Raw genomic sequence first — 18,714 nt, 5'->3', positions numbered from 1 at the left:
ATCCACCCCACGCCGCAGCTTGCGCCCCGGACCTGATCCGGGGCCCAGCGCGGCCTCTGCGACGAACCACGAGGGCGGGCCGCGAGTGTAGTCTCGCTACTCCCCGTGCACCGGCACCACGTACGGTCCCTCCGGCACGAAGGCGACGTTCGGGTCGCCGTGGCGGGCGACGCTGTCGGCGATCGCCCGGTCGATGTCGGCGATGATCGAGACGCCGGTGGCGGCGCGCTCGTCGGGCGCGAGCCCGGTCGTGTAAAGCTCGATCCGGCCGAGCCGCATCGGCTTGAGCTGCATCTCCGACTGCCACTCGTCGATGTCGGCGAGCGTCTTGGCCTCCAGCGTCTTCAGGAACCGCTCGGGACCGAGCGCCACCAGCCGGTCCTGGGCGGCGCGGAACTCGGGCGAGCCGAAGCCCTCGGAGATCTCCGAGGCGATGATCAGGGTGCCGCCGGGCGCCAGGATGTCGAGCGGCGTCACCATGCCCTTGACCGTCTGGTAGTAGGTCTTGTCGAGCGGATAGCCGGCCGCCGACGTCACCACGGTCGCGAACCGCCGCGGCACCGCCACCCGGGTCGAGGCCTCGGCGAAGGCTGTCGCGGCGAGATGGCTCTCGATGATCTCGCCGAAATTGACGAACACCAGGTCGCGGTCCTCGTCGACCACCGTGTTCAGCGCATAGACCTCGCCCAGCATCCGGACGATCTCCAGCTGCTCCTCGTGCAGCGGATTGCCGGCGAGGTTGCACTGGATCGCCAGGGGGTCCTCCATGAACCGGGCCGAGTGGAAGGTGCGGATCGTCTCGTGATGGGCGATGCCCGGCGCGACGACCTTGCGGCCGCCCGACCAGCCGGCCATGAAGTGCGGCTCGACGAGGCCCGTGGCGATCTTCAGGTCGGCCTCGACGAAGCGCCGGTCGAGCTTCACCGGCGTGCCGCGCGTCGCGGTGCGGCCGAAGTCGACATGGGCCGCCTCGTCGCGCGCGAAATGGTTCTCGACGCGGACGTGGTCGAGCACCCAGGGATCGCCGACCAGTTCGGCGAGTTCGGCGCCCTCGTTGGGCCGGTGCAGGCCGGTCGCCACCAGCACCGTGATCGCCTCGGCAGGGATGCCGGAGGCCATCATCCGTTCGATCATCGGCCGCAGGAACAGCCCGTTCGGCACCGGGCGGGTGATGTCGCAGATCAGGATGCAGGCGCTCGACCGGCCGCGCGCGAGCTCGTCGAGGGGCGGCGCACCGACCGGATCGTCGAAGGCTGCGCGGAGCGCGCCGGAGGGATCGGCGAGCTTGTCGACCGGCATCTTGCGGACCACCGTCGGCGCGACGCCGTCGGGAACCGTCACCTCCAGATGGCCGCGGCCGAACAGGACATTGATCTTCTGCGCGGCCATTCCCGCCTCCGTGTCGTTGGAGCGGAATCGTCGGCGGCGGCGGCGGTCATGTCAACGGCGGACTTGAACCGACTGCGGATCAGGGGTCGGGGATCGGCTCCGCGACAGCCCCGAGCGCGCCGGCCGCCGCGAGCAGTGCCCGGTCCGAGCCGGCCCGTCCCTCGACAAGCAGCCCGACCGGCAGGCCGTCCGCCGTCCGGCCGACCGGGATCGACACCGACGGCACGCCGGCGACGCTGGCCGGGCTGGTCAGGCGCGCATAGGTCGGGAAGGTCGGCACCTGCCGGCCGTTCAGCGTCACGGTGTCGTCCTCGCCGATCCGTGCGGCCGTCAGCGGCGTTGCCGGCATGACCAGCACGTCGACGCCTTTGAACAGATCCTCGTAGGCGCGCTGCAGGGCCGGCCGCGTGACGGCAATCGCGGTATCATAGAGTTGCGGGTCGCCGGACTCGGCGAGACCCCCGACGATTGCCCGGACGTCCGGACTGGCGATCCTTGCGGCAAACTCGGCGAAGCCGATGCCGAGGTCGCCGGCCAGCGCCATCAGCTCGATGCGCGCCTCGTGCAGGGCGATCGGGAAGCCGCATTGCGCCTCGAGTTCGAACAGCGCCGATGCGTCGAGCTCGACGATTGCCGCGCCGGCGCTGCGCAGGCGGTCGACGAAGCCGTTCACGATCGCGGCGAGGTCCGCGGCCACGTCGTCGGTCTCGCCGGCCCGCAGCAGGCCGATTCGCAGGTCGCGGAGCGCCGGCACGGAAGGCATCGCGCCGTCGCCGGTCAGGATCTCGTCGAGGAGCAGCCCGTCATCGGCATGGCGCACGATCGCGCCGATCGTGTCGCGCGTCGGCGACACCTTGATCAGCCCCGCGTCCGGCCAGCGCCCGGAGCTCGGCCGGAACCCGGTCAGGCCGCAATGGGCGGCGGGGATGCGCGCCGACCCGCCGGTATCGGCGGCGAGCGCGAAGGCGGCCGCCCCGACCGCGACCGCGACCGCGCTGCCGCCCGACGAGCCGCCGGCGATCCGGTCGCCTGCATAAGGGTTGCGGACCGGCCCGAAGGCGGCGTTGTTGCTGGTCACCCCGAACGACAGTTCGTGCATGTTCGCCTTGCCGATCAGCGTGGCGCCGGCCTCCCTGAGCAGGCGGATCGCCGCCGCGTCCTCGCCGACCGTCCATCCTGCCAGCGCCGGCGAGGCGGCGCAGGTCGGCAGGTCGCGCGTCGCGATCGCGTCCTTGGCGGCGAACGGCACGCCGGCGAGCGGGCCGGTGCGCTGCGCGGCGCCTCCGGATGCGACGACGGTGAAGGCGTTCAGGCCGGCCGCCGCTTCGGCTGCGGCGCGCGCCCGTTCGGCGAGATCGTCGGGATCGAGGCTGCCCTCCCGGACCGCCGCGGCGATCCCCCGCAGCGGCCGGCGCAGCGGGTCCGGGGATCGGTGCGATGGCATCATAGCGTCTCCGCGGAGGGCCGGAAGGCCTCGACATGCTGCTCCAGAAACGCGTCGAGCGATGTCCCCGGCCGCCCGGTCAGCGTTTCCAGATCGGCACTGACGTCCTGCTGCGCGCCTGCCTTGAGCGCCGCGAACAGGTCGACCACCAGGTTGGACTTCCAGCGCGGCATCCCGGTGGCGAACGGCAGCACCAGCCGCGCCACGAAGCCCGGCGGGCTCGTATAGCCGATCCTGGCGCCGAGAAGCGACGACAGTTTCTCCGCGACGTCCTGCATGCTGCGGGCCGACGGCCCGGTCAGCGTGTAGGTGCGGCCGGCATGCGAGCGGTCTCCGATCGCGGCGGCCGCGGCCCGCGCGACGTCCTCCAGGTCCACCATCGCGATGCGGCCCCGGCCGGCCGGCGCCACGAACCGTTTCCTGGCGGCGATGTCGGGCGCAAACAGCAGCAGCGACTGCTGGAAGAAGGTCGGCCGCAGGATCGTATGGTCGAGGCCGCTGGCGGCGAGCGCCAGTTCGGCCCGCCGATGAAACCTGCCGAAGCTGCGCGGCGGCGTCAGGCCCGCCGACTGCGCCGACAGCTTGACGACGAACGGACGGCCGGCCGCGGCCGCGGCATCGATCAGCCCGATTTCCACCACGTCCTGGTCCGGCGCGTCGGCGGTCGCCAGGAACACCACGTCGGCCTCGCCCAGGTCGCCGCGCAGCGTGTCCGGCGAGGCGATGTCGGCGACGATCGGCGTGGCGCCGCCGGCCGCAAGCCCGGGGGCCGCCTCGGCCCGGCGCGTGACCGCCAGCACGCGGTGGTCCCGTTCAACCAGCAACGGCAGCAGTGCGGAGCCGATCCGGCCTGTCGCGCCGGTGACGAGGACAGTCGCCATTGCCCGGCCTCAGGACCGGCGACGACCGAGCGCGGCGACTGCCTCGCGCGTCATCCGCGCGACCAGCTCGCCGGCCGGCGGCAGGTCATGCACCAGGCCGACGCCCTCGCCGGCCAGCAGCGCCATTTCCTCGAAGTCGCCGGTCGCCCCGGCCATCGGCACGAGGTTGGCGAACCGGCGCAGTTCGGTCGGCTGGCCGAGCAGGTCCATGCTGCCGATCAGCGGCTCGGCCGAATTGTCCGCCGGGATCTCGTCGACCCGCCCGCTCCATTCCTCGACGACCTGGTTGCGCAGCACCCGGATCGGATTGAACTCGGGATGATGGCGGCCGAACAGGTGCGTGAGAGCGGTGTCCGACGCCCCCGACGCCACCAGGCGCTGCTTGTACTCGGCGGCGGCGGCGCTTTCGGCGGTGGCGACGAACCGGGTCCCGATCCAGGCGCCGTCGGCGCCGAGCATCAGGGCCGCGGCGAGGCCGCGGCCGTCGGCGATGCCGCCGGCGGCGAGCACCATCGCCCGGTCGCCGACCGCGTCGACCACCGCCGGCGTCAGCGCGATCGTGCCCGCGCTGCCGTAGTTGTGGCCGCCGGCCTCCGAGCCCTGTGCGACGACGAGGTCGATCCCGTCGGCGACCGCCGCCTCGGCGCCGGCGACCGAGCCGACCTGTTCCCACACGTCGATGCCGGCGCCGTGCAGCTTGCCGATCCAGTCCGCCGAGGGATGTCCCCAATGAAACGACACCGCCGCCGGCCGCAGCTCGCACATCAGGTCGACATGCGCGTCGCTCGTGTAGCAGGTGATGAAGTTGACGTGGAACGGCCTCGAGGTGCCCGCCCGCACGCCCTGCACGAGCTGCCGCACGCCCTCGGGCGGGATGATGCCGACGCCGGCGATCGACCCCATCGCGCCGGCCTCGCTGACCGCGACGCCGATCGGCGGCGTCATGCCCGCGAACGCCATGCCGGCCTGGACGATCGGCGTCGACAGGCCGTAGCGCTCGGTCAGTCTCGTCTGCAGCTTCGCTTCCATCGGCTCCCCCCGCGGATCGGAACCCGGAAGGGTAGCTGCCGCCGTGCGGCGCGCGCGGCCAGGCGCGACCTGCGATCGACCCAGAGTGCACTCTGTCCGCCGCCGCTTGTACAGGTCGGGGCGACGTGTCACGCTTTCGCCATGGAGAGCGTTGTCGACCGTTCGCGGGTCTGGTCGGCCGTCGGCCGCGACGATGCGTTCGTGCACTGGCGCGAGGTCGTCTGCCAGGCGTTCACCAGGCTGTCGCCGGAGCGCCTGGACGGGCGGCTGGGCGACGGGCCCTTCGCCGGCGACATCCGCGCCGTGCCGCTCGGCAGGGGCGGGTCGCTGTCGCGGATCACGGCGAGCCCGCAGATCGTCCTGCGCCGCCGCGAGGACGTCGCCGAGCGCCCTTGCGACGCCGTCTTCGTCAACATCCAGATCGCCGGCACCAGCGTCGTCAGGCAGCGCGAGATCGAGACGCGGCTCGTGCCCGGCTCGTTCGCCCTGCTCGATGCGCGCCAGCCCTTCGCGATGCGCTTCGAGGGACCGTTCCGCCAGATCTGCCTGCACGTGCCGATCGCCTGGCTCGACCGGCACGGCATCGATCCGGCCCGGGCGGTCGCCCGGCGGCTCGACCGCGGCGAGGTCTACGCGGCGGCCCTCGTCGACCATGCGATCGCGACCCTGCAAGGCGAGGATGCCGGGACCGGGGACGAGACAGGCGACGCCGAGCACCTGATGCATCTGCTCGGCCTGTGCTATGCCGACGGCCGCGCCGACACGCTGGCCGACAGGCACCTCGCCCATATCCGCCGGTTCGTTCTGCACAACTGCGCCGACGCGCGGATGTCGCCGGCGGCGGTGGCCGGCCGTTTCCGCATCTCCGTGCGCTACGTCCATCGCCTGTTCGCCCGTTCCGGCGAGAGCTTCGGCCAGTACCTGCTGCGCTGCCGGCTGCACCGCGCCCGCCGGGCGCTGCTGCTGGCGGGCGACCGGCCGATCCTCGAGGTCGCGCTGGAAGCCGGCTTCCAGGACCCGAGCCATTTCGCCCGCAGCTTCCGCCGCCGCTACGGAATGACGCCCTCGACGCTGCGGCGGCTCGCCGCCACCCGCGATTGCGCGGCGGTGTGACCGGAGGCTTTGCCTCGGCCCTCAACCCGGCTACCGTGCGGCCCGCAGAAAACGAGAATGTCGGTACGTATGGATGGAAGGGTCGTTCAGGCCGCTTGAGGGAATTCGCGTCGTCGAGATGAGCCACATGATCATGGGCCCGTCCTGCGGCATGTTCCTGGCGCTGCTCGGCGCCGAGGTAATCAAGGTGGAGCCGCCCGAAGGCGACAAGACCCGCGATCTCGGCGGCATGGGAAGCGCCTTCTTCCCGCTGTTCAACCGCGGCAAGAAGTCCGTGCAGCTCGACCTGAAGACGGATGCCGGCCGCGAGGCGCTGCAGGCGCTGCTCGCTACCGCCGACGTGTTCGTGGAGAACTTCCGCGATTCGACGCTGGAGAAGATCGGCGCCGGCCTGCACGAGCTCAACGAGCTCTATCCCGGCCTGATCGTCGCCTCCCACAAGGGCTTCCTGCACGGCCCCTACCAGGACCGCACGGCGCTCGACGAGGTGGTCCAGATGATGACCGGCCTCGCCTACATGACCGGCCCCACCGGCCGGCCGCTCAGGGTCGGCTCCTCGGCCAACGACATCATGGCGGGCCTGTTCGGAACGCTGGCGATCTCGCTGGCCCTTAGGGAAAGGGACCGGACCGGCAAGGGCCGCGACATCCGCATCGGCCTGTTCGAGAACTGCCTGATGCTGGTCGCCCAGCACATGGTGCAGTTCGAGCTGCACGGGGTGAACCCGCCGCCGATGCCCGAGCGGGACTTCTCCTGGCCGGTCTACGACATCTTCGACACGGCCGACGGCGGCCAGATCTTCGTCGGCGCGGTCACCGAGGGGCAATGGCGCCTGCTGTGCGAGTTCCTCGGCCTCGACGATCTCGTGCGTGACGAGCGCCTGCAGACGCGCATGGACCAGATCGACGCGCGCGCATGGACGATTCCCCGCATCGCCGAGGCGATCGCGACCCGCACCGCCGACGACATGGCCGCCCGCTTCGAGGAGATGGGCATTCCCTTCTCGCCGATCGCCAGGCCCTGCGACATGTACGAGGATCCCCACGTTCTGCGGGCGGGCGGGCTGGCGACCTCGCGCATGCCCGACGGCAAGGCGTTCCGCGCGCCGACGCTGCCCATCGAGGTCGACGGCCGGGTGCTCGACGGCGGCGGCGACGTCGCGGCCGTCGGCGCGGATACCGATGCCGTGCTCGGCGCGCTCGGCATGAGCGAAGCCGACATCGCGCGTGCCCGCGGCACGCGCAGCCGGACCGGCCGATGAAGCGGGTTGCACCGGCCGGCGCCACGGCCTAACCAGTTCGATAAAGAGAAACCCGGAGGAAACGATGCACAAATCAGTCGCGTTCATCGCCACACTGGCGCTGGCGGCGTCAACCGCCACGCTCGCCCAGGCCGCCACCCAGATGCGCTGCAGCCATCAGCTGCCGCCGGCCCACCATATCGCCCAGGTCATCGACCGGTGGGCCGAGGAGGTGGAGAAGGAATCGGGCGGCGAGATCGACGTGCAGGTCTTCGGCGCGAACAGCCTGGTCGGCGCCAACGAGAACATCGTCTCGGTCGCCAAGGGCGACATCGAATGCGCCTACTCGGTGAACTTCCAGTGGGGCAAGACGCTGCCGATCATGAACGTCACGCTGGCGCCCTTCGCCTTCGGCGACATCGAGGTCTGGAAGAAGTGGCCCGATTCCGAGGCGGCCGCCTTCCTGGGCGAGAAGCTGCTCGACAAGGGCGTGCGCAACGTCAACTGGCTGTTCACGACCAACAGCTCGGTGTTCACCCACAACGGATCCTTCCTCGTCGCCCCCGAGGACTTCGAGGGCGTCAAGATCCGCGGCCTGACGCCGACCTTCGACGCCTCGCTTGCGGCAATGGGCGCCTCGCCGGCGGCAATGCCCGGCTCCGAGGTCTATCAGGCGCTGGCGACCGGCGTGATCGACGCCGGCCTCACCGACGTGGCCGCCGCCGTGTCGCGCAACTACTACGAGGTGCAGGACCACTTCACCGTCGTGCCGGTGATGAGCGTCTACTTCCACGGCTACGTCAATCCGGCCTGGTACGACGGCCTGTCCGACACATCGAAGGCGGCGCTGAAGACTGCCGGCGACAAGGCCGCGCAGTGGGCGGTCGAGGCCTCGGTTGCCGCCGGCGACGCGGCACCCGACCAGCTTCGGGAGAAGGGCGTGCAGGTCCATGTCAACTCGGCCGGGGAGAACGCCGCGCTCGAGGAGGTCATGCGGCCGGCCTTCGACGAGAAGTTCATCACCGAGGACCCCGACAGCAAGAAGCTGATCGACCTGGTCGGCAAGATCTGACGCCGCCACGCCCGTGATGGACGCCGATCGCCGGGCCGACGGTCGCCAGGGCGCCGGCGGGGACCGTGAGGCGGTCCCCGCCTCCTTCCTGCTGGGCCGCCTGGTCGACTGGATGGCCCGGATCTGCGGCGCGCTCAGCACCGTCCTGCTCCTCGTCATCCTGGCGATCGTCACCTACGCGGTCGTCCGGCGGTACGTGTTCAACGCCCCGCTGCTGTGGAGCGACGAGTTGAACGGCTACCTGCTCGTCGCCATGGTGATGCTGGGGGCCGCGGAGGCGCTGCGCCGCGGCGACCATATCGCCATCGACCTGCTCGCCGGCCGGCTGGCGGGCCGACATGCCCGCGCGCTCGAGGTTTGGGGCAACCTCGCGGTGATCGTCTTCGCCGCCGCGCTCGGCTGGAGCGCCTGGGGCTCGATCTCGTTTGCCTACGACTTCGGCTCCTATTCCTCCGGCCACCTGGAAATGGCGATGTGGATCCCGATGCTGCCGGTGCTCGCCGGGTCGGTTCTGCTGATGCTGGCCGCGGCCGTGCGGGTCGTCGACGCACTGGCCGGCCAGGGCCGCGCGTAGGCGGACGTGACGGACCGGCCATGACAATCGTCCTCGTCTTCGCCGGACTGCTGCTTCTGCTGCTGTCGGGCATGCCGATCTTCGCGGCGCTCAGCCTGTCGGGACTGGCCATCCTCTGGCTCGCCGAAGGCAGGGTGTCGAGCGTCGCCGACACCGTCTTCGCGCATCTGAACAATCCGATCCTGTCGGCCATCCCGCTGTTCGTGTTCATGGCGCAGGTGATGATCCGCGCCAGGGTCATCGACGATCTCTACGACATGGCGAACACGGCGATCGGCCATGTCCGCGGCGGCCTTGGCGTGGCGACGGTGGTCTCCTGCACGATCTTCGCCGCGATTTCGGGATCCTCGGTCGCCACCGCGCTCAGCATCGGCTCCAGCGCCGTGCCGCAGATGAAGCGCTTCGGGTATCCCGAGCGGCGTGCGGTCGGCGTCATCGCCGCCGGCGGTACGCTCGGCATCCTGATCCCGCCGTCCGGGCCGATGATCCTCTACGCGATCGTCTCGGAGGTCTCGATCGGCGCGCTGTTCCTGGCCGGCATGGTGCCCGGCCTGATCATGGCGCTGGTCTTCGCGGTCTACTGCATCGTCAGCGCCGGCCGCGACGTCGAGGCGCCGCCGTGGGCCGGCTGGCGCAGGACCGCCGTGGCGATCCGGCGCTCGATCTGGGCGGTGCTCGCGCCGCCGCTGGTGCTCGGCGGCATCTATCTCGGCGTCTTCACCGCCACCGAGGCCGCGGCTGCCGGCTCGGTCTACGCGCTCGCCGTCGCGGTCATCGCCTACCGGAACTTCGGCATCTCCGACCTGTTCGCCTGCGCCTACAGGACGATGCGCACCACGGCGATGATGTTCATGATCATCGCCGGCGCGGCCATATTCGGCCACGCCATCACCATCATCCGCCTGCCCGTCGGCATCACCGAGACCGTCGCCCATCTGGGACTGGGACCGCTCGGCTTCATCCTCGTGGTGATGGCGCTGATCTTCGTGATGGGCATGTTCCTCGAGACGATCTCGATCATCCTGATCACCACGCCGATCCTGATGCCGACACTCACGGCCCTCGGCATCGACCCGATCTGGTATGGCGTGCTGCTGATGATCAATCTCGAACTGGCGCTGATCACGCCGCCGGTCGGCATGAACCTGTTCGTCATCAAGGGTATCACCGACGCACCCCTGTCTGAGGTGGTGCGGGGCGCCTTTCCCTACGTGCTGCTGCTGATCGCCGGCCTGGCGCTGCTGATCGCCCTCCCGGGCCTTGCCACCTGGCTGCCCTACAGCGCCGGTTTCGGGCGATAGGGTTTGATCGGCCGGGCCGCTGCTGACGGTACCGGGTTCTGTCCTTCGAGCGGCAGGGTGCCGAAGACGGCCCGCGACGAGGTTGCGGTCCGACCGGAATGCCGTCATGCCCCGCGCCGCGGCATTTGGGGGATTTCAAGATCCTGTTTCCCGGCTCCTCGCTCCTCACCGGCCGGCAGCCGGCAACCGCTCGCCGAACGGAAGTACGCAATGCGAACGCGTTCGGTCTTGCAATTCGCCGGAATGGCCCTTTAGATGCCGATTGAACCGTTTCAAAATACGGAATCGGACACAAAGGGAGGACTAACCATGCTTGCCAAGCTGAAGCCATTGTTGTGCGCTGCCGGCGGACTGCTGCTGGCCATGTCGGTCTCCGCGGCCGCGGACCACGACATCACGATCGGCGCCATCCTGCCGCTCACCGGCCCGGCCGCACCGATCGGCCTGCAGGAGCAGCAGGGCGTGACCTTCGCCGTCGACCGGGCCAATGCCGACGGCGGCGTCCAGGGTCACAAGATCAAGGTTCTGTTCGAGGACAGCCAGGGCAAGCCCGACCAGGGCGTGCTCGCCTTCAACCGTCTGGTCGACCTGAACGACGTTCCCGCGACGCTGACCGCCTACTCCTCGATCTCGATCGCGATCGCCCCGCTCGGCACCCGGCGCGAGGTGCTGATCATCAATCCGGCCGCCCAGTCGGACAAGCTGGCGGACGCCTCGCCCTTCCTCTTCAACACCATCCCGCTGGTGCGCGACGAGGCCGCGGTGGTCGCCAGGTACGCGCTCGAGAAGCTCGGCAAGAAGGCCGCCGTCATCTACGAGAACGCGGCGGCAGGCATCGACGGCGCCGAGGACTTCAAGAAGGTCTTCGTCGAAGCGGGCGGCGAGATCATCACCGAGGAGCCGGTCGAGTTCGGCCAGACCAACTTCCGCTCGGTGCTGCTCAAGGTCGCCGCGGCCAAGCCTGACTTCGTCTACATCTCGGTGACGCAGGGCCAGGAAGCCTTCGCCGAGCAGGTCGGCCAGATCCCGAACTTCCCGGTCGCCGTCGGCAACACCTTCTCGACGCCGTTCTTCGGCTACCCCTCGACCGTCGGCTGGTACCACACCGCCATCAAGTCGGGCATCACGCCGGAGCTCGAGGCGGAGTTCAACGAGAAGTTCGACACCAAGGAAATGGGCTTCTTCTCGCGCGAGTACTTCAATTCGACCAACATCCTCATCCAGCTGATCGACCATGTCCTGACGGCCGGCAAGGAGGTGACGGGTCCGAACCTCCGCGACGCGCTGCTCGAGATCAAGACGTTCAAGTCCGGCATCGCCGACATCACGTTCGAGACGAACACCGCGCAGCGTGAGGTCGAGATCATGCAGCACGGCGAGAAAGAGCGCATCAAGATCGACTACACCCCGTCGAAGTAACGCGCCACCATGCTCCTGCTTCAGATCCTGGCGGACGGGTTCGTCACCGGCTGCGCCGTCGGCGTCGTCGCGATCACCTTCGCCTACGTCTACTCGACGACGGGCGTGTTCCACGTCGCCCATGCCGGCGTCTACACGTTCGGCGCCTATGTGGCGTGGTACCTGCTGCAGCAGGGGCTGCCGTTCCTGCCGGCGGCGGCGATCAGCATCCTAAGCTGTGCCGCCGTCGGCGCCCTGATCCAGAAATACGTCTACGAGACGCTCGCCCGGCGGCACGCCTCGCCGCTGGTCATGCTGATCGCCGCGCTCGGCCTGCTGGCGGTGCTGCAGAACATCGTGGCGATGGCGTTCAGCCCGAACATCCTGCAGTTCGACCTGCCGTGGCGGCTGGAGATGGCGATGGTCGGCACGGTGTTCCTCAGCTATCCGCAGATCGCCGTCGTGGTGACCAGCCTGCTGATCCTGGCCGGCCTGATGTGGTTCTCCTCGTCCACCCTGCTCGGCCAGCGGATCCGCGCGGTGGCCTCCAACCCGAGCCTCGCCGAGGTCACCCGCCTGCGCCCCAACCGGGTCTTCGTCATCGTCCTGGCGATCGCCTCCGGCCTCGTCGCGGTGCCCGCCATCCTGACCGGCGTCGACCAGGCGATCCAGCCCTACACCTCGATCCTGGTGCTGCTGTCGGCCGTCATCGCGGTCATCGCCGGCGGCATCGGCAGCCTGATCGGCGCCTTCGTGCTGGCGATCGTCATCTCGATGGTGCTGAACGTGTCGATCCTCTACCTGCCCGGCCGCTGGTCGCTCGCCTTCACCTACACGATCTTCATCGCCTTCATCCTGATCAAGCCGACCGGGCTGTTCCGCACCCGCGTCCAGAGAGCGAGCTGAGGACCGGCCATGAACTTCCTGCTCAGCTACGTCATCCTCGCCGAGATCTTCGCCATCATGTCGATCTCGACCAACCTGCTGGTCGGCATCATCGGCATCTTCTCGGTCTCGCAGGCAGCCCTGATGGGCATCGGCGCCTACACCTACGCGCTGTGCGCCATGGCGGGGATCGACTTCGTCACCGCCACCGCCATCGCCGTCCTGATCTGCTCGGCCTTCTCGATCCTGACCTCGCTGCCCTCGCTGCGGCTGGCCGGCGACTACTTCGTGGTGACCTCGTTCGGCATCCAGCTGGTCGCCACCGCCGTGTTCATCAACTGGTCCGACGTGACAGGCGGCGCCAGCGGCATACCGGCGATCCCGCCGCCGCAGCAGTTCGGCTTCACCGCCGACCTGCCGACCGAGTTCATCTACGTCTCGACGATCCTGCTCGCCGGCGTGTCGCTGATCTACTGGCTGATGATCCGCTCGACCTACGGACGCATCCTGCACGCGATTCGCATCGACGAGACGGCGGTCGCCGCCGCCGGCCGCAACGTGCTGCGCGCCAAGCTCGGCACCGCGGCCCTGTCGGGTGCCTTCGCGGCGCTCGGCGGCGCCCTGTTCGCCTCGTTCCTGAGCTACGCCGACCCGACCTCCTTCGACATCCACGTCTCGGTGCTGATCCTGACGATGCTGGTGGTCGGCGGCGCCCGTACGCTGCGCGGCGCGATCCTCGGCCCCTTCGTGCTGCTGGCGATCCCGCAGCTCCTGACCCTCGTCGAGCTGCCCTCGAGCCTGCTCGGCCCGGCCCGCCAGTTCGTCTACGGCGTGCTGCTGGTGCTGTTCATGCTGCTGCGCCCGCAGGGCATCGCCGGCAAGAGGATCTGACGATGCCCGGCTTCCTCGATATCGACGGCGTCTCCAAGAGCTTCGGCGGCCTCAAGGCGCTCGACGGCTGCAGCTTCTCCGTCGCGCCGAACCGGGCCACCTGCCTGGTCGGACCCAACGGCGCCGGCAAGACCACCCTGTTCGACGTGATCACCGGCCTGCTCCGGCCGACCTCCGGCCAGGTCGTCTTCGAGGGCCAGCCGATCACCCGCCTCGACCGGCGCGAGATCGTCAAGCGCGGCATCGCCCGCACCTTCCAGAACCTCAGGATCTTCGACGAGCTGACGGTCGTCGACAACGTCATCGTCTGCCTCGCCGACGAGACCGGCAACAACCCGGCCACCGCGATCCTGCGGCCGTACTTCTCCAACGCCGTCGTGCGCCGCAAGACCGAGCAGGCGATGGACCTTTTGAAGATCGTCGGCCTCGACCACAAGGCCGGCGACCTCGCCAGCCAGATCAGCTTCGGCCAGCAGAAGCTGCTCTGCGTCGCCCGCGTGCTGGCGACCGATTCCGAACTGCTGCTGCTCGACGAGCCGACCTCCGGCCTCAGCGCCAAGGCGCTCGACACCATGGTCGAGATGATCGACCGGCTGCGCAGCCTCGGCAAGACGCTGCTGGTCGTCGAGCACAACACCCAGATCGTCCGGCGGATCTCCGACGACGTCGTCTTCATGCACCAGGGCCGCGTGCTTGCCTGCGGCGATCCGGACACCGTGCTGGCCGACAGGAAGCTCATCGAGATCTATTTCGGCGGCGCCCTCGGGGAGACGGCGGCATGACCCTGGTCGTCGATCGCGTCACGTCGGGATACGGCGACCGCTCGGTGGTCGCGGAAATCTCCTTCACCATCGAGCCGGGCAGGATCATGGCCCTGTTCGGCCACAACGGCGCCGGCAAGTCGACCATCCTCAAGTCGCTGCTCGGCCTGATCCCGGTCTCGTCGGGAACGATCACCCTGGACGGGCACAACCTCGAGCGCCTGCCGGTCACCGAGCGCGTCGAGCACGGCCTGCGGCTGCTGCCCGAGGGCCGCGGCGTGTTTCCCGAGCTGACCGTGGAGGAGAACCTCGCCGTGGTCAGCGCCGCAAACCCGGGACGGGACGGCGGCGCCATCACCGCCAGCCAGGTGCTGGAGCTGTTTCCCGCGCTTGCCGAGCGCCGCCAGGCGCTGGCCGGCAACATGAGCGGCGGCCAGCAGCAGATGCTGGCGCTGGGGCTTGCGATCATCGGCTCGCCGCGCTGCCTGCTGCTGGAGGAACCCTCCGTCGGCCTGCAGCCCGACCTGGTCGAGCATCTCTTCGCGCAGATCTCCCGGATCTGCCGGGAGCTCGGCGTCTCCGCCATCCTGATCGAGCACAAGATCGCTTCGGCGATGAAGATCGTCGACGACGTGCTGATCATCAATACCGGCGAGGTCGTGTTCTACGGGTCGAACGAGGAGACCCGCAGGACCGACATCTGGAAGTTCTTCTGAGTGATCCGGACCAATGCATAGCCCCCTGTCCGTCCATCAATTCCCACTGTCGTTGCCGGGCCTGTCCCGGCAATCCATGCCCCCTGCGCTTGCGGGTATGGATGCCCGGAACACGTCCGGTCATGACAGCGCGTGGGGGTATGGACGGGCGTCGGACCGCGGAGTGGCCGCCCCATGACCGACGAGTGGATGGACCTCGGCACGCGCAGCCTGCGCTACCGGCTGGAAGGGGACGGCGGCCCGCTGCTGGTTCTCGTCCACGAGATGGGCGGCAGCATCGAGACCTGGGACGAGGTGGTTCCCGCCTTCACCGATCGCTTCCGCGTCCTGCGCTTCGACTTCCGCGGCTACGGGCAGTCGGAAAAGATCACGGGAGCGATCACGCTCGAGGAACTCGCCGACGACCTGAAGGCGCTGCTCGACGCGCTCGGGCTCGACGAACCCGCCGTCGTCGCCGGGATCGCCGTCGGCGCGGCGCTGTCGGCGGGTTTCGCCGCCTGGTATCCGGACCGCGTCGCCGGCCTGGTGCTGTTCAGCCCCTCCGTCGGCGTGCCGCCCGAGACGCGGGCCGACCGCCTTGTCGCCGCCGACGCCATCCAGGCCAACGGGCTGCGATCGATTGCCCGCAACTCGTTCGACACCGGCTTCCCGGAGCGCTTCCGGGCCGGCCGCGAGGCGGATTTCGCACGCTTCTGCGGGCGCTGGCTCGGCAACGATCCGGCGAGCTTTGCGGCAACGTTCCGGATGCTGGCGCTGCTCGACATCGCGCCGGTCCTGTCGGCGATCCGCTGTCCGACGCTGTGCGTCGGCTGCACCGACGATCCGCTGCGCCCGCCGGCCTATGTCGAAGGCATCGCCGCCCGCATTGCCGGCGCAAGCTTCGCCACCATCGAAAGCGGCCACCACTCGGCTCAGATCACGCCCGGTCCCGTCGCCGCCGCGATTGCCGGCTTCTGCGAAACCGTGCCGGGCCACGCGACCGGCGGCCGATAGCCACACAGGGAAGACGACATGCTGCACAGATGGAAGATCGGCGACGTCAGGGTCTCCAGCCTCGTCGAGTACCACGGCCCGACCCACGATCCGGAGTTCCTGTATCCGAAGTTCGACCGGGGGGCGTTCGAGGCGATCCTGCCCGAGCTGCCGCCCGGCCACTACTATCGGGAGAACGACCGGCTGGTGATCGCCATCCAGATCTGGCTCGTGGAGACGGCCGACAAGGTCGTGCTGATCGACACCGGCGTCGGCAACCACAAGCCGCGCTCAGCCGAGCGGATGAAGAACCTGAACTCGCTCTTCCTGCACTGGCTGGCGGCAGCCGGCGTGACCCCGGACAAGGTCACCCACGTCGTTCACACCCACATGCATCCCGACCACGTCGGCTGGAACACCGTGCTCAGGGACGGCCGCTGGGTGCCGACCTTCCCGAATGCGCGCTACCTGATGCCGAAGACCGACTTCGACTTCTTCCAGGAGTTGCGCAAGGAGAACAGCCCGGTCGAAGACGGCGCCTTCACCGACAGCGTCGATCCCGTCCTCGAGGCGGGCCTGGCCGACTTCATCACCGACGAGACCGAACTGCTGGGCTTCCTGAGGGTCTCGAAGGCGCCGGGCCACACGCCGGGGATGCTGAACTACTGGCTGGAATCGCGCGGCGAGACCGGCGTGTTCTCCGCCGACGTCATGCACCATCCCGTGCAGATCTACCGGCCGGACTGGAACACCGCCTTCTGCACGCTGCAGGACGAGGCGCTGCGGACGCGCGCCGGCTTCCTGGCCGAGGCAGCCGACAGCGGCGCCCTCGTCATGTCCTGCCACTTCGCCCCGCCGCATACCGGCTACATCCGCCGCCGCGGCGGCGGCTACGCATTCGAACCGGCCGCCAGCGGCTACGGCTCGGCCGTCTAGCACACCGTCAACAGGCGGCTTGCCTCGACGGCCGCGCACAAGGAGAACTGTTTCATGCCGTCCCACAAGACCATCATCACCTGCGCGGCCACCGGTGCGTCGCTGTCGCCGTCGATGTCGCCGCACCTGCCGGTGACCCCGGAGCAGATCGTCGAGCAGTCGCTGGACGCCGTGAAGGCGGGCGCCGCCATCATGCACCTGCACGCTCGCGAGGACGACGGCCGGCCGACCAACGACGTCGGGGTGTGGCGCGAGATCGTGTCCGGGATCCGCGAGGGATCGGACGTCATCGTCAACATGTCGGCGTCGCTCGGGTCGACCGCCGAGGATCGCCTTTCGGCGGTCCTGGACCTGCGGCCGGAGATCGCCACGGTGATCGTCGGGTCGATGAACTACGGCCTGTTCCGCAAGGCGAAGAACCAGGGCGTCTCGGTATTCAATCTCGACTGGGAGAAGGAGGCGTTCGGGCCGAAGAGCTACGAGATCGTCACCAACAATTCGTTCGCCAGGATCGACCGGATGATGGAGATCCTGATCGACAACGACATCGGCATGGAATTCGAATGCTACGACGTCGGCCACCTCTACATCCTCGAGCACCATCTCAGCCGGCATGACGTGAAGAAGCCGATCATCGTGCAGTTCCTGACCGGAATCCTCGGCGGCATCCAGTCCGACGTCGAGCATCTGGTGCACATGAAGACGACCGCGAGAAACCTGTTCGGCGACGACCTGGAACTGTTCATCCACGGCACCGGCACCGCCAACATCCGCACCGCGGCCGCCGGCGGGCTGCTCGGCACCCATGTCCGCGTCGGCCAGGAGGACAACCTGATGGACAGGCCGGGCGTCCCGTTCAAGTCCAACGCCGCTCAGGTCGAACGCATCTCCACCGTGTTCGAGGCGCTCAACATCCCGGTCGCCAGCATCGCGGAGGCCCGCGAGATCCTGCACCTGTAGCCGGCATCGCGGCACGGCCAGCGAGGATTTCATCCGGGACAAGCCAGGCTGTAGGATGGCGAACGGGAATGGCGCGAAGACTGGCCATTCGCCTTCCTGTCAGCCCCGCCGCCCAGACCCAGCGCGATGACCGACGCCCCGCACAAACCGCCCGCCCAGCGCAGCAAGGTCCGCATCAAGGACGTCGCGCTGGAGGCCGGCGTCTCGGTCGGCACGGTCTCGCACTATCTCAACGGGCGTTTCGTCAGCGAGGAGCGGTCGCGGCGGATCAGGAAGGCGATCGACGATCTCGGCTTCACCTCGAACCTGCTGGCCCGCGGCATGCGCCGGCAGAGTTCGTCGGTGATCGGGCTCTGCGTGCCGTTCACGATCTTCTCGAACTTCTCGCAGCTCGTGAACGCGCTCGAGGAACGCGTCTCCGACGCCAATTACGAGCTCATGCAGGTGCTCAGCCGGCAGGATCCGGGAAAGGAGTTCCGGCGCATCCGCAAGCTCGTCGATTTCCGCGTCGACGGCCTGCTGCTGGTACCGAGCCTCGAGCCCCAGGACATGCTCGACCACCTTCACAAGTCGGGGGTGCCCACCGTGATCCTCAACCGCCTGATGCCGGACGAGCACCGGTTCGACCAGGTCGCGCTCGACCACGAGAAGATCATGTACGAGGTGGCGCGCGAGTTCATCCGCCGCGGCCACCGGCACCTGCTGTTCTTCGTCCACTGGCCGGCGCTGATCGTCACGCAGCTCCGTATCGAAGGCCTGCGCCGGGCGATCCGGGATTCCGGCGAGGACGTGCGGTTCGAGGTGCTGGCCTGTGGTGCGCACGAGCACCAGTTCGATGCCCAGTTCGGCGCGGCGCTGGACGCCGGACCGAGGCCGACCGGCATCATCCTCTCCAACAGCCGGATCGCCGCCTGGACGCTGAAGTCGCTGCGCAGGCGGGGCATCGACTATCCCGCCAGCATGTCCGTACTGACGCTCGACAACCCGGACTGGGCGGACGTCGTGGTGCCGGGCATATCCCACGTCGCGCAGCCGAGCGACGAGATCTCCGCACGCGCCTGGCAGCTTCTGTCGGAGCGCATCGAGGGCTCCGCCAAGCCGCCTCAGCGCATCCTGGTCGACGCCGAGATCAGGTATCTCGACTTCTGATGA

The 18,714-nt window shown here is 69.0% G+C and carries 18 protein-coding genes; 14 read left to right on the top strand and 4 right to left on the bottom strand.

Annotated elements, in window-relative coordinates:
• Positions 1-96: 96 nt before the first annotated feature.
• The 4 genes from V3328_RS01315 to V3328_RS01300 form a co-directional block, all read right to left on the bottom strand.
• Positions 97-1,389 (bottom strand): nickel-dependent lactate racemase family protein, encoded by a 1,293-nt coding sequence (locus V3328_RS01315; protein ID WP_340327835.1) that lies wholly within the window; start codon positions 1,387-1,389, stop codon positions 97-99.
• A 79-nt stretch (positions 1,390-1,468) separates the two neighbouring features.
• Complete coding sequence (locus tag V3328_RS01310) at positions 1,469-2,833, bottom strand: amidase family protein (protein ID WP_340327834.1); 1,365 nt, start codon at positions 2,831-2,833, stop codon at positions 1,469-1,471.
• Positions 2,833-3,714, bottom strand: coding sequence for an NAD(P)H-binding protein (locus tag V3328_RS01305; protein WP_340327833.1), 882 nt, complete (start codon positions 3,712-3,714; stop codon positions 2,833-2,835). The genes V3328_RS01310 and V3328_RS01305 overlap by 1 nt, the downstream gene beginning before the upstream one ends.
• Positions 3,715-3,723: 9 nt before the next feature.
• Positions 3,724-4,743: an NAD(P)H-dependent flavin oxidoreductase gene (locus V3328_RS01300; protein ID WP_340327832.1), complete on the bottom strand. Its 1,020-nt coding sequence runs from the start codon at positions 4,741-4,743 to the stop codon at positions 3,724-3,726.
• Between the two features lie 141 nt (positions 4,744-4,884).
• On the opposite strand from V3328_RS01300, the gene V3328_RS01295 reads away from it, so the two are divergent.
• The 14 genes from V3328_RS01295 (at position 4,885) to V3328_RS01230 (ending at position 18,711) form a co-directional block, all read left to right on the top strand.
• Positions 4,885-5,856, top strand: coding sequence for a helix-turn-helix domain-containing protein (locus V3328_RS01295; RefSeq protein WP_340327831.1), 972 nt, complete (start codon positions 4,885-4,887; stop codon positions 5,854-5,856).
• A gap of 73 nt (positions 5,857-5,929) precedes the next feature.
• On the top strand, positions 5,930-7,117 hold the full coding sequence (locus V3328_RS01290; protein ID WP_340327830.1) for a CaiB/BaiF CoA transferase family protein: 1,188 nt from the start codon (positions 5,930-5,932) through the stop codon (positions 7,115-7,117).
• A gap of 64 nt (positions 7,118-7,181) precedes the next feature.
• A complete protein-coding gene (gene dctP / locus V3328_RS01285) occupies positions 7,182-8,168 on the top strand; it encodes a TRAP transporter substrate-binding protein DctP (RefSeq protein WP_340327829.1) in 987 nt (328 codons plus the stop codon).
• Between the two features lie 16 nt (positions 8,169-8,184).
• Complete coding sequence (locus V3328_RS01280) at positions 8,185-8,742, top strand: TRAP transporter small permease (RefSeq protein ID WP_340327828.1); 558 nt, start codon at positions 8,185-8,187, stop codon at positions 8,740-8,742.
• A gap of 20 nt (positions 8,743-8,762) precedes the next feature.
• A complete protein-coding gene (locus V3328_RS01275; RefSeq protein ID WP_340327827.1) occupies positions 8,763-10,043 on the top strand; it encodes a TRAP transporter large permease in 1,281 nt (426 codons plus the stop codon).
• A 309-nt stretch (positions 10,044-10,352) separates the two neighbouring features.
• Complete coding sequence (locus tag V3328_RS01270; RefSeq protein WP_340327826.1) at positions 10,353-11,462, top strand: ABC transporter substrate-binding protein; 1,110 nt, start codon at positions 10,353-10,355, stop codon at positions 11,460-11,462.
• Between the two features lie 9 nt (positions 11,463-11,471).
• Entirely contained in the window at positions 11,472-12,347 is an 876-nt protein-coding gene (locus tag V3328_RS01265; protein WP_340327825.1) for a branched-chain amino acid ABC transporter permease, read from the top strand.
• A 9-nt stretch (positions 12,348-12,356) separates the two neighbouring features.
• The gene (locus tag V3328_RS01260; protein ID WP_340327824.1) at positions 12,357-13,217 is read left to right on the top strand and encodes a branched-chain amino acid ABC transporter permease; all 861 of its coding nucleotides are present in this window, start codon (positions 12,357-12,359) and stop codon (positions 13,215-13,217) included.
• 2 nt (positions 13,218-13,219) lie between these two features.
• Positions 13,220-13,999, top strand: a complete 780-nt coding sequence (locus V3328_RS01255) for an ABC transporter ATP-binding protein (RefSeq protein WP_340327823.1) — start codon at positions 13,220-13,222, stop codon at positions 13,997-13,999.
• Positions 13,996-14,694, top strand: coding sequence for an ABC transporter ATP-binding protein (locus V3328_RS01250; protein ID WP_340327822.1), 699 nt, complete (start codon positions 13,996-13,998; stop codon positions 14,692-14,694). The genes V3328_RS01255 and V3328_RS01250 overlap by 4 nt, the downstream gene beginning before the upstream one ends.
• 174 nt (positions 14,695-14,868) lie before the next feature.
• Positions 14,869-15,687: an alpha/beta fold hydrolase gene (locus V3328_RS01245; protein ID WP_340327821.1), complete on the top strand. Its 819-nt coding sequence runs from the start codon at positions 14,869-14,871 to the stop codon at positions 15,685-15,687.
• Between the two features lie 18 nt (positions 15,688-15,705).
• The gene (locus tag V3328_RS01240; protein ID WP_340327820.1) at positions 15,706-16,602 is read left to right on the top strand and encodes an MBL fold metallo-hydrolase; all 897 of its coding nucleotides are present in this window, start codon (positions 15,706-15,708) and stop codon (positions 16,600-16,602) included.
• Between the two features lie 54 nt (positions 16,603-16,656).
• Positions 16,657-17,562, top strand: coding sequence for a beta-keto acid cleavage family enzyme (locus V3328_RS01235; RefSeq protein WP_340327819.1), 906 nt, complete (start codon positions 16,657-16,659; stop codon positions 17,560-17,562).
• A gap of 126 nt (positions 17,563-17,688) precedes the next feature.
• Complete coding sequence (locus tag V3328_RS01230) at positions 17,689-18,711, top strand: LacI family DNA-binding transcriptional regulator (RefSeq protein ID WP_340327818.1); 1,023 nt, start codon at positions 17,689-17,691, stop codon at positions 18,709-18,711.
• Positions 18,712-18,714: the final 3 nt, after the last annotated feature.

It is taken from the genome of Microbaculum marinum (assembly GCF_037855135.1).
GTDB lineage: Bacteria > Pseudomonadota > Alphaproteobacteria > Rhizobiales > Tepidamorphaceae > Microbaculum > Microbaculum marinum.
This window is presented reverse-complemented; position numbering and strand designations above follow the sequence as displayed.

What these genes read in the sequence shown, in the direction of transcription:
- V3328_RS01315 (WP_340327835.1), bottom strand. Translation starts at nt 1,389, where the DNA reads ATGGCCGCGCAGAAGATCAATGTCCTGTTCGGCCGCGGCCATCTGGAG.
- V3328_RS01310 (WP_340327834.1), bottom strand. Translation starts at nt 2,833, where the DNA reads ATGCCATCGCACCGATCCCCGGACCCGCTGCGCCGGCCGCTGCGGGGG.
- V3328_RS01305 (WP_340327833.1), bottom strand. Translation starts at nt 3,714, where the DNA reads ATGGCGACTGTCCTCGTCACCGGCGCGACAGGCCGGATCGGCTCCGCA.
- V3328_RS01300 (WP_340327832.1), bottom strand. Translation starts at nt 4,743, where the DNA reads ATGGAAGCGAAGCTGCAGACGAGACTGACCGAGCGCTACGGCCTGTCG.
- V3328_RS01295 (WP_340327831.1), top strand. Translation starts at nt 4,885, where the DNA reads ATGGAGAGCGTTGTCGACCGTTCGCGGGTCTGGTCGGCCGTCGGCCGC.
- V3328_RS01290 (WP_340327830.1), top strand. Translation starts at nt 5,930, where the DNA reads ATGGAAGGGTCGTTCAGGCCGCTTGAGGGAATTCGCGTCGTCGAGATG.
- dctP (WP_340327829.1), top strand. Translation starts at nt 7,182, where the DNA reads ATGCACAAATCAGTCGCGTTCATCGCCACACTGGCGCTGGCGGCGTCA.
- V3328_RS01280 (WP_340327828.1), top strand. Translation starts at nt 8,185, where the DNA reads ATGGACGCCGATCGCCGGGCCGACGGTCGCCAGGGCGCCGGCGGGGAC.
- V3328_RS01275 (WP_340327827.1), top strand. Translation starts at nt 8,763, where the DNA reads ATGACAATCGTCCTCGTCTTCGCCGGACTGCTGCTTCTGCTGCTGTCG.
- V3328_RS01270 (WP_340327826.1), top strand. Translation starts at nt 10,353, where the DNA reads ATGCTTGCCAAGCTGAAGCCATTGTTGTGCGCTGCCGGCGGACTGCTG.
- V3328_RS01265 (WP_340327825.1), top strand. Translation starts at nt 11,472, where the DNA reads ATGCTCCTGCTTCAGATCCTGGCGGACGGGTTCGTCACCGGCTGCGCC.
- V3328_RS01260 (WP_340327824.1), top strand. Translation starts at nt 12,357, where the DNA reads ATGAACTTCCTGCTCAGCTACGTCATCCTCGCCGAGATCTTCGCCATC.
- V3328_RS01255 (WP_340327823.1), top strand. Translation starts at nt 13,220, where the DNA reads ATGCCCGGCTTCCTCGATATCGACGGCGTCTCCAAGAGCTTCGGCGGC.
- V3328_RS01250 (WP_340327822.1), top strand. Translation starts at nt 13,996, where the DNA reads ATGACCCTGGTCGTCGATCGCGTCACGTCGGGATACGGCGACCGCTCG.
- V3328_RS01245 (WP_340327821.1), top strand. Translation starts at nt 14,869, where the DNA reads ATGACCGACGAGTGGATGGACCTCGGCACGCGCAGCCTGCGCTACCGG.
- V3328_RS01240 (WP_340327820.1), top strand. Translation starts at nt 15,706, where the DNA reads ATGCTGCACAGATGGAAGATCGGCGACGTCAGGGTCTCCAGCCTCGTC.
- V3328_RS01235 (WP_340327819.1), top strand. Translation starts at nt 16,657, where the DNA reads ATGCCGTCCCACAAGACCATCATCACCTGCGCGGCCACCGGTGCGTCG.
- V3328_RS01230 (WP_340327818.1), top strand. Translation starts at nt 17,689, where the DNA reads ATGACCGACGCCCCGCACAAACCGCCCGCCCAGCGCAGCAAGGTCCGC.